At 66.3% G+C, this 9,835-nt stretch carries 7 protein-coding genes; 5 read left to right on the top strand and 2 right to left on the bottom strand.

Annotation, left to right across the window (positions count from 1 at the left end):
• The first annotated feature begins 6 nt into the window (after positions 1-6).
• The gene (locus ATK74_RS08935; RefSeq protein WP_098460702.1) at positions 7-1,119 is read left to right on the top strand and encodes a DUF3048 domain-containing protein; all 1,113 of its coding nucleotides are present in this window, start codon (positions 7-9) and stop codon (positions 1,117-1,119) included.
• A gap of 9 nt (positions 1,120-1,128) precedes the next feature.
• On the opposite strand, the gene ATK74_RS08930 is transcribed toward ATK74_RS08935, so the two are convergent.
• Positions 1,129-1,962, bottom strand: a complete 834-nt coding sequence (locus ATK74_RS08930) for a class I SAM-dependent methyltransferase (RefSeq protein WP_169923798.1) — start codon at positions 1,960-1,962, stop codon at positions 1,129-1,131.
• Between the two features lie 110 nt (positions 1,963-2,072).
• Positions 2,073-3,503, bottom strand: coding sequence for a type I glutamate--ammonia ligase (gene glnA, locus ATK74_RS08925; protein ID WP_098460700.1), 1,431 nt, complete (start codon positions 3,501-3,503; stop codon positions 2,073-2,075).
• A 287-nt stretch (positions 3,504-3,790) separates the two neighbouring features.
• Here glnA and ATK74_RS08920 point away from each other — a divergent pair, with 287 nt between their 5' ends.
• The 4 genes from ATK74_RS08920 (at position 3,791) to ATK74_RS08905 (ending at position 9,639) form a co-directional block, all read left to right on the top strand.
• A complete protein-coding gene (locus tag ATK74_RS08920; RefSeq protein ID WP_098460699.1) occupies positions 3,791-4,771 on the top strand; it encodes an ABC transporter permease in 981 nt (326 codons plus the stop codon).
• Complete coding sequence (locus ATK74_RS08915) at positions 4,768-5,673, top strand: ABC transporter permease (protein ID WP_098460698.1); 906 nt, start codon at positions 4,768-4,770, stop codon at positions 5,671-5,673. Before ATK74_RS08920 ends, ATK74_RS08915 begins: the two co-directional genes overlap by 4 nt.
• Positions 5,670-7,763, top strand: a complete 2,094-nt coding sequence (locus ATK74_RS08910) for an ABC transporter ATP-binding protein (RefSeq protein ID WP_098460697.1) — start codon at positions 5,670-5,672, stop codon at positions 7,761-7,763. The genes ATK74_RS08915 and ATK74_RS08910 overlap by 4 nt, the downstream gene beginning before the upstream one ends.
• 163 nt (positions 7,764-7,926) lie before the next feature.
• A complete protein-coding gene (locus tag ATK74_RS08905; protein ID WP_169923797.1) occupies positions 7,927-9,639 on the top strand; it encodes an ABC transporter family substrate-binding protein in 1,713 nt (570 codons plus the stop codon).
• Positions 9,640-9,835 lie beyond the last annotated feature (196 nt).

Here is a 9,835-nt window from a genome sequence, read left to right as displayed (position 1 = left end):
CAGGAGATGCAGGCGTTGAGTCGGCGGACGGCGCTGGTCACTTTGGCCGGTGCTGCGGGGGCGATCGCCACCGGCTGCGCGGTGACCAGTCCGGAGCAGACGAACCCACGGGCCAGTGTGACCGCACCGGTCTCGGCGGCTCCGACGCCCACGCCAACTCCGACCCCCACCGTGGATCCGCGACCGCTCGCACCGCTCACCGGCCGACCGGTCGCCGATGCCGCGTCGCTGGCGCATGCCGCGGTCGCCGTGAAGGTCTCCGACGTGCAGTCGGCCCACCCGCAGTACGGCCTGAACGAGGCGGACATCGTCTTCGCCGAGCCCAACGGGATCAGCTACATCCGGCTGTGCGCGGTCTTCCACTCCCGCTTCGCCGAGTCGGTCGGCCCGGTCCGCTCGATCCGTCCGGTGGACGTGCCGCTGCTCAGCCCGATGAAGCCGGTTTTCGGCAACACAGCGGCAGCCAACTGGGTGATGCGCTACGTGGCCTCATTCAGCAAGCACCTGGAGAACCTCTACTCGTTCAAGGCGGGTGTCCACGGCACCGGCGCCTACACGACCTTCCCGCATCGAGCCCGGGTGCACTCGGTCTGTTGCCACCCCGACAAGCTGCGACAGCTGGCCACCCAGAACACCGCGCCGCCGGCCAGGCCCTATCTTCCGTTCGCGGTCGGCGAGGAACTGCCCTCGACGCAGACTGCCGGCACGCCGGCCCGGAGCATCTCGGTGCCCTGGGGCCCGGGCGACACCTGGAACACCAGCTACCACTACGACGCGACCTCTCGGCAGTACCTGCGCAACGAGCCCTGGGGGCGCCATGTTCTGGCCGATGGTCAGCGGGTCCGCACCGACAACGTGATCGTGATCCGGGCGCGTTGGGGGATGGACAAGATCTTCGAGGGCACCGGAGCGCCCGATCCGGTCGTCCACATCATCAATGCCACCGGCACCTTCTTCTACGCCCACCAGGGCCGCTGTGTGACCGGCACGTGGACCAAGGGTGCGGTCGATGAGCTGTTCGAGTTCACCACGGACGACGGGAGCCCGCTGAAGGTGGCGCCCGGACGCACCTTCATCGAGCTCCCGCAACACGACGCCAAGGTGAAGCTCACCGCCTGATCGTCCCGATCAGCAGCGGACGGCCTCGACGAGCACCGACAGCCGGTTGCGGCCCAGCTGTGGGTTGGCCGCCCAGAACGGCTCCGGCACCCAGTCGGCCTCGATCGGCAGCTGCTCGGGACGCCATCCGGCGTCCTGCAGCCAGCCGGCCAGCTGGTCCGGGTGGGGCGTGCAGTGCCATGGCTCCCGCCCGCCGATGCTGCCGGTGATCGCATCGGCGTAGGCGCGTCCGGCCTGATCGCGGAGCGCGGCGGGGACGATGCTGTCGACGACCAGCCGCGACCCGCCGGGCAGCGGCGCCAGGCGTCCCAGCAGTGCCTGTAGATCGCCGTCGGTGAGGTACATGACCAGCCCGAGCGCGGCCACGAAGACCGGCCGGGTGACGTCGAGACCCGCCGCAGCCAGAGCGGGTAGCAGGTCGTCGGCGGCCAGGTCGGCCGGCACTGGATGCGCGGCGTCGGTGATGCCGGCTTGGCCGAACAGCTCGGCGCGCCAGGCCAGAACCTCGGGGCGATCCACCACCCAGGTGTCGATCTCGAACCCGCGGGAGACCGATGAGTCCAGCCCGGCGCCGAGCAGGACGAGTTGAGTCAGCCCGCTGCGCTCCAGGGCTGCGCGAGCGAAGCCGGCCCGGGCGGCCGTGGAGATCCGAGCCGTGGCCAACACCGGCTGCTCCGGCTGGGCCAGCTGGTAGCTCAGCGGGGACGGCTCAAACAGGGCGCACAGAGCGCGCGCGTCCGGATCTTGCAGGAGATGTGGGGGCCGGTCGACCAGCTCGTGGGCGGCTCGGGCGGCCGCGGACAACAGTGCGGAGAGCGACGCTGCGCTATTCGGTTCAATCACTTCAATTAGCTATCACCGCAGACGGCTAAGTCGAAATCGACGGGCCGGAATGCACGTGGGGCCCCCGGCCGTAGCCGGGGGCCCCACGCAGGTACGAACTCAGTGACCGATCACAGGTCGTAGTACATCTCGAACTCGTGCGGGTGCGGACGAAGCCGAATGGCGTCGATGTCGGCCCGCTTCATCTCGATCCAGGTGGCGATCAGATCGGAGGTGAACACGTCGCCGGCCAGCAGGAAGTCGTGGTCGGCTTCCAGCGCGTCCAGCACGTCGCCCAGGGAGCCTGGGACGGTGGGAACCAGAGCGTGCTCCTCCGGGGGCAGCTCGTAGAGGTCCTTGTCGACCGGAGCAACCGGCTCGATCTTGTTCTGGATGCCGTCGAGGCCAGCCAGCAGCATGGCCGGGAAGGCCAGGTACGGGTTGGACGACGGGTCGGGGCAACGGAACTCGATGCGCTTGGCCTTCGGGTTCGAGCCGGTGATCGGGATCCGGATGGAGGCCGAACGGTTGCGGCTGGAGTAGACCAGGTTGACCGGAGCCTCGAAGCCCGGCACCAGGCGGTGGTAAGAGTTCACGGTCGGGTTGGTGAACGCCAGGACGGCCGGAGCGTGCTTCAGCAGACCACCGATGTACCAGCGGGCCAGGTCGGACAGGTTGGCGTAGCCGGCCTCGTCGAAGAACAGCGGCTGGCCGCCCTTCCAGATCGACTGGTGGACGTGCATGCCCGAGCCGTTGTCACCGAAGATCGGCTTCGGCATGAAGGTCGCGGTCTTGCCGGCGGCCCACGCGGTGTTCTTGACGATGTACTTGTACTTCATCAGGTTGTCGGCCGCGGTCAGCATGGTGTCGAACTTGGTGGCGATCTCGCTCTGACCGGCGGTGCCCACCTCGTGGTGCGCGCGCTCGATGGTCAGACCGACACCGATCAGGTTGCGCACCATGTCGTCGCGCAGGTCGGAGAAGTGGTCTACCGGGGGAACCGGGAAGTATCCGCCCTTGTACTTGACCTTGTAGCCGCGGTTGCCGCGACCGTCGCCATCGGACTCAGCGCCGGTATTCCACGCGCCGGCCTCGGAGTCGATGTAGTAGAAGGAGGCGTTCTGCTTGGTCTCGAAGCGGGCCGAGTCGAACACGTAGAACTCAGCCTCGGGGCCCATGAACGCGGTGTCGCCGATGCCGGTGGAGGCCAGGTAGTTCTCAGCCTTGCGCGCGATGTTGCGCGGGTCGCGGCTGTAGGCCTCCTTGGTCAACGGGTCGTGAACGAAGAAGTTCAGCGCCAGCGTCTTCGACTTGCGGAACGGGTCGATGAAGGCCGTGGTCGGGTCGGGCATGAGGGTCATGTCGGACTCGTGGATCTTCTGGAAGCCACGGATCGAGGAGCCGTCGAAGGAGAGGCCGTTCTCGAACACGTCAGCGTCGAAGAAATCGGCGGGCACGGTGAAGTGCTGCATCACACCGGGAAGGTCGCAGAACCGGACGTCGACGGTCTCGACAGCCTCGTCCTTGATGTAGGCCAACAGGTCGTCGGCGCCTTGGAACATCTTTCCTCCACACGTAAAGGGATTGAACGGCTCCACGCTACGGAGGTGCCGTAACCGGACCATTGCACATATGTTTCGAGCAAGTTACACGCTGTCCCGGGTGGAGGCGGACGGCGTCCGCGGCAGCGAGCTGTCGGGACCGACCGCGCCTCGCGACCTACGCAGCCCCGGCTCGCGGTGAATTCACCAGTGGCTGATGGGCTGGATGCTCGCTCGAGCGAACTCTCCTGACAAGCACGTTTGCTACTCGGCTTGGAGTCCGCCGAAGGCTCGACTACGTTGCACCCATGCTTCGCTACATCGGAAAGCGACTGCTGAACTACGTCGTGCTCTTGTACGTAGCGGTGTCGCTTACCTACATGCTGGCCGCAACCCAGCTCAATCCCCGCGCGCTGTGGGCTGTTCGGCAGCCTCCGGTCGATCCTGCGATCGTCGAGGCTCAGCTGCGCCAGTACAACCTCAGTGAGAACGTCCCGCTCTTGGAGCGCTATTGGACGTGGTTCACCGGGATCCTGCATGGGGACTGGGGCTACTCTCCGGTCGGCCTGAATGTGGCAGAGCAGGTCAGCACCCGGATGTGGGTCAGCCTGCGGCTGCTGCTGATCGGCACGCTGGCCGGCATCGTCATGGGCGTCGCGGTCGGTGCCTGGACTGCAACTCGCCAGTACAAGGTGAGTGACCGGGTGATCACCGCACTGTCGCTGCTGGTCATCTCCACTCCCGCATTCGTGGTCGGCCATATCACCCAGATCCTGGCCATCATGTTCAACAACGCCACCGGCACCCGCTTCTTCGAGTTCATCGGTGAGACCGGCGAGGTCGGCAACTATCCATTCGCCGACTTGGTCGACCGAGCCCAGCACCTATTACTCCCCACGCTGGTGCTGATCCTCCTCGAGGTCGCATCGATGAGCCGGATCCAGCGAAACCTGATGCTCGACTCGCTGGGTGCCGACTACGTCCGCACCGCCCGGGCCAAGGGCCTGCCGCAACGCAAGGCTGTGATGAAGCACGCGCTGCGCACCGCCCTGATCCCGACCGGAACCTACGTGGCCTTCGCGGTGGCCACCATGTTCGTGGGAGCGACCTTCACCGAACGCATCTTCAACTTCCCCGGGCTTGGTCAGTACGGCGTGGACGCGATCACGCACCGTGACGTGAACGGCATCGTGGCGGTGACCGCCTTCTCCGGTGTCTGTGTGCTGGTGGGAGCCGTGCTGTCCGACATCATGGTCGCCATCCTGGATCCGAGAGTGAGGCTCCAGTGAGTACCGCCACGAGCGCCATCGCCGCGAAGCCGGCCAAGCGGCTCACCCGCGGACGCCTGATCTGGCGTCGTTTCCTGCGCAACAAGACCGCCGTTGTCGGTGCCATCGGCATCGTCTTCCTGTTCGGCCTGACGCTGTTCGGCCAGTACTTCCTGTACTGGAAGTTCGACGACATCGACACCAATGCCTTCCTGATGCCGCCGGACTCCGCGCATCTGCTGGGGACCACCCAGGCCGGCCGGGACGTCCTGGCGCTGACCATCCGCGGGCTGGGCAAGTCGCTGCTGATCGGCTTCCTGGTGGCGATGATCTCCACCTCGCTGGCGGCCATGGTCGGTGCGTCCGCCGCCTACCTCGGTGGCTGGTACGAGAAGGCCATGCTGTGGATCATTGACCTGCTGCTGGTGGTGCCGAGCTTCTTCCTGATCGCCGTCGCCACCAAGGGCGCCCCCGAAGGCGAATCGTCCTGGCTGATCCTGGTGGTGTTGCTGGCCATCTTCGCCTGGCCGCTGTCGGCGCGAGTGGTGCGCTCGCTCACCTTGTCGATCCGGGAGCGCGAGTACGTCCTTGCGGCCAAGTTCATGGGCATCTCGCCGTTTCGGATCATCGTCCGGCACATCCTGCCGAACGCGTCCTCGCTGCTGATCATCGACGCCACCCTCGGTGTCGGCGGTGCGATCCTGTCCGAGACCGGCCTGTCCTACTTCGGCTTCGGTGTCCAGGCGCCCGATACGTCGCTGGGCACGCTGATCGGTGAAGGTGCCAACATGGCCACCACCTTCCCGTGGATCTTCCTCGGTCCGGCCTCCGTCTTGGTCTTCCTGGTCATGTGCGTGAACGCGATCGGTGACGGTCTGCGCGACGCCCTCGACCCCAGTTCCGCCTCGGGAGGCCAGGCATGAGCGAGCTCCAGCCGTTGAAGAACCGTCGGACGCGGGCCGGGGACACCGTCCTGAGCGTCTCCGACCTCCACGTCACCTTCCCCAGCGAAGCCGGGCAGGTCCGGGCCGTCCGCGGCCTCAGCTTCGACCTGGCCGCCGGTGAGACCCTGGCCATTGTCGGCGAGTCCGGCTCCGGCAAGTCGGTCACGTCGCTGGCCGTGATGGGCCTGCACCCGCCCACGACCAAGATCACCGGCTCGATCAAGCTGCACGGCGAGGAACTGCTCGGTCGTACTGACGAGGAGCTCTCCAAGATCCGTGGACGTGACCTGGCCATGGTCTTCCAGGATCCGCTGTCGGCGCTGACCCCGGTGTACACCGTGGGCGATCAGATCGTCGAGGCGATCCAGGCGCACTACGACATCTCCAAGGCCAAGGCCTGGCAGCGCGCCATCGAGCTGCTCGACCTGGTCGGCATCCCGAACCCGCAGACCCGGGTGAAGTCGTTCCCGTTCGAGTTCTCCGGCGGCATACGCCAGCGGGTGATGATCGCCATGGCTATCGCCAACGACCCGGACGTGATCATCGCCGACGAGCCGACCACCGCCTTGGACGTGACGATCCAGGCCCAGGTGCTCGAGGTGCTCAAGACCGCCCAGAAGGAGACCGGGGCGGCCATCATCATGATCACCCACGATCTGGGGATCGTGGCGGGCATGTCGGAGCGGGTCGTGGTGATGTACGCCGGGCGTCCGGTGGAGACCGGCGCCGTCGACGACATCTTCTACACCCCGCGGATGCCGTACACGGTCGGGCTGCTGGGCACCGTCCCGCGCCTCGATCAGTCGTCGGAAGGCGCCTTGCCGGTGTTGGAGGGCAACCCGCCGTCGGTGGTCGACCTCCCGCCCGGCTGCCCGTTCGCGCCGCGCTGCCCGGCCGCGATCGACCGGTGCCGTTCCGGGGAGCCTGAACTGGTGACCACCACCTCGGTCGACCATCAAGCTGCGTGCTACCGGCTGGACGAGCTGGCCGGCGTCAGCCACGCCGAGCTCTTCCCGGCGCCCGAACTGAGCCCGTCCGGGCTTGCCGAGGTGCCCCGCGAGCAGCGTCCGGTTGTCCTCCAACTGAAGGGCCTGCAGCGGCACTACCCCTTGATGAAGGGTGCGATCTACCGCCGCCAGGTGGGCACGGTGCATGCGGTGGACGGGATCGACCTCGACCTGCGCGAGGGCGAGACCCTCGGCCTGGTGGGGGAGTCCGGCTGTGGCAAGACCACCACGCTGATGGAGATCCTCAACCTGTCCACGCCGACCGGCGGTGCGATCGAGGTTCTCGGCCAGAACACCGCCAAGCTGAACCGGCGGGAGCGCAAGGCACTGCGCCGCAACCTCCAGGTGGTCTTCCAGGACCCGATGGCCTCGCTCGACCCGCGGATGCCGATCTTCGACATCATCGCCGAGCCCATGGGCGTCCACGGCTACTCGAAGGCCGAGATCGAGAAGCGGGTTCGTGACCTGCTGAAGCTGGTCGGCCTGGAGCCGGCCCATGCCGATCGGTACCCGCAGCACTTCTCCGGCGGCCAGCGGCAGCGGATCGGGATCGCCCGCGCTCTCTCGCTCGAGCCCAAGGTGATGGTTCTGGACGAGCCGGTCTCGGCCCTGGACGTCTCGATCCAGGCCGGCGTGATCAACCTGCTGGACGACCTGCAGCGCCAACTGGGGCTGTCCTATCTGTTCGTCGCCCACGACCTGGCCGTGATTCGGCATATCGCCGATCGGGTAGCCGTGATGTACCTGGGCTCGATCGTCGAGATCGGCGACGTGGACTCGGTCTACGAGAACCCGCGGCACCCGTACACCCAGGCCTTGCTCTCGGCGATTCCGATCCCGGACCCGCAGACTGAGCGGTCCCGGCACCGGATCATGCTGTCCGGCGACCTGCCCAGCCCGTCCGATCCGCCGTCGGGCTGCAAGTTCCGGACCCGCTGCTTCCTCTACGAGGCACTGGGTGAGCCGGAACAGGCCAGATGTCGAGGCGAGGCCCCGCAGCTGACCGACCGCGCATCCGATCACAAGGCCGCGTGCCATTTCAGCGATCGGATCGCCCAGTAGTTGCCGAGTTGCGACAAGGGATTTGTTAGCAGGTCGTAACCACGGCCGATTCCGATCCCTGGGAGCGACCCGGTAACGTGAGTCCATGCTGGAGTGGGCCCGAGCCCCTGGTGCCCACCCTGTACGCAACAACGGAGGAAATGTGAAGGCTTCGAGAATTCTGGTGCCTGCGGTTGCCGCCGCTCTGGCGCTGACCCTGGCCGCCTGCGGTGGACCGTCAACCACCGCAAAGCCCAGCGCGGGTGGCTCGGCGTCCGGTTCCGCCTCGGCTCCGGCCAAGGCCGCCTGGGACATCAACGAGACCGCCTACGATCAGCTGTCGGCAGGTGGCGAGTTCGTCGGCTCCATCAGCTACCCCATCGCAACGTGGAACGTGAACTCGGTGGACGGCAACGACCAGGAGCTCCTGACGCTCGAGTCGCCGATCAGCCCCACCTACTACGACTTCAAGGGCGACGGCGAGGCGGTCATCAACAATGACTACCTCCTGGAGGCCAAGACCGAGGTCAAGCCGAACCTGGTCGTCACTCTTGAGCTGAACCCGAAGGCTGTCTGGAACGACGGCAAGGTGATCGGCGCCGACGACTGGATCGCCACCTGGAAGGCCCTGAACGGCTCGAACAAGGACTTCCGCGTCGCCTCCACCGATGGCTGGAGCGAGGTCACCAAGGTCGAGGCCGGCAAGGACCAGCAGGAAGTCATCATCACCTTCAAGTCCACCTACCCGGACTGGACCTCCATCGTCTCCGGCGGCCCGATCCGCGCCGAGGGTGCGGCCACTCCGAAGGCCTTCAACGATGGCTGGAAGGATTACGTCGACTCCTACTTCACCGGTCCGTTCAAGGTGGAGAACTGGGACAAGACCAGCGGCACCGTTGTGATGGTCCCGAACGACAAGTGGTGGGGCAAGAAGCCGCTGCTGACCAAGCTGACCTGGAAGCAGATCAAGGCCGAGGCCCTGGCTGCCGCCTTCGCGAACCACGAGGTCGACTACTACGACATCGGCGCCGACGCTGACGGCTACGCCCAGGCCAAGGGTGCGCAGGACTCCGTAGTGCGGATCGCGGCCGGCCCGAACTACCGTCACTTCACCTTCAACGCCAAGTCCCCGGTGCTGGCCGACGTGAACGTCCGCCAGGCGCTGTTCCAGGGCATCGACCGGACGATCATCGCCCAGTCCGACCTGGCCGGCCTCCCCGGTGACAAGGTGCCGCTGAACAACAACCTGTACGTCTCCAACCAGGTTGGCTACGTCGACGAGGCCAAGGCCACCGGCCTTGACTACAACCCGGACCAGGCCAAGGCCAAGCTGGACGCAGCTGGTTGGGCGCTCAACTCGTCCACTGGCTTCCGCGAGAAGGACGGCAAGGAGCTCGACGTCACCTTCGCAGTCCTCGGCGGCGTGAAGGCTTCGGAGAACGAGGGCCTGCAGGCTCAGAAGTCGCTGAAGGCGATCGGGGTCAACCTGAAGCTGAAGACGGTCGACGTCCAGAAGGACTGGCCGGGCGTGCTCACCAAGCACGACTTCGACATCATCGCCTTCTCCTGGATCGGTACCCCGTACCCGCTGCTCAACATCGGCCAGATCTACGGTGGCACCGAGAAGGACGGCAAGTTCGTCCCGAACGACTCGAACTTCGCTCAGCTGAAGATCGACAAGGTTCAGGAGCTCAAGCCGCAGATCGACACCGAGATGGATCCGGCGAAGCGGACCGAGCTGGGCAACCAGGTCGCGCAGGCGATCTGGGAGGCCGGTCACACCCTGCCGCTGTACCAGCGTCCGATGCTGGTCGGCGTGCGTGCGAAGCTCGCCAACATCGGCGCCCTGGGCATGGCCCGGGTCCCGAAGTGGGAGCTGGTCGGCTACGTGAAGTGAGCTGTACCGAGTAACTCAATGGGGTCGGACCTTCGGGTCCGGCCCCATTCAGCTTTCCGGGGTGGGGTTGCGCCCGTGGGCTGTCTGTTGGCGGTGCCTGAGCTTCGTCGTCAGATCCCTGAGCATGTCGAAGAGACGCTGCCGAAGGGTTGGCTTTTCAGGGGGCTTAGCAGACGGATCCCTGGGGGTGGCTTCG

This window comes from Propionicimonas paludicola (genome assembly GCF_002563675.1).
GTDB lineage: Bacteria > Actinomycetota > Actinomycetes > Propionibacteriales > Propionibacteriaceae > Propionicimonas > Propionicimonas paludicola.
The sequence above is the reverse complement of the archived record's forward strand: the minus strand, read 5'-3'. Positions and strand labels throughout refer to the sequence as shown.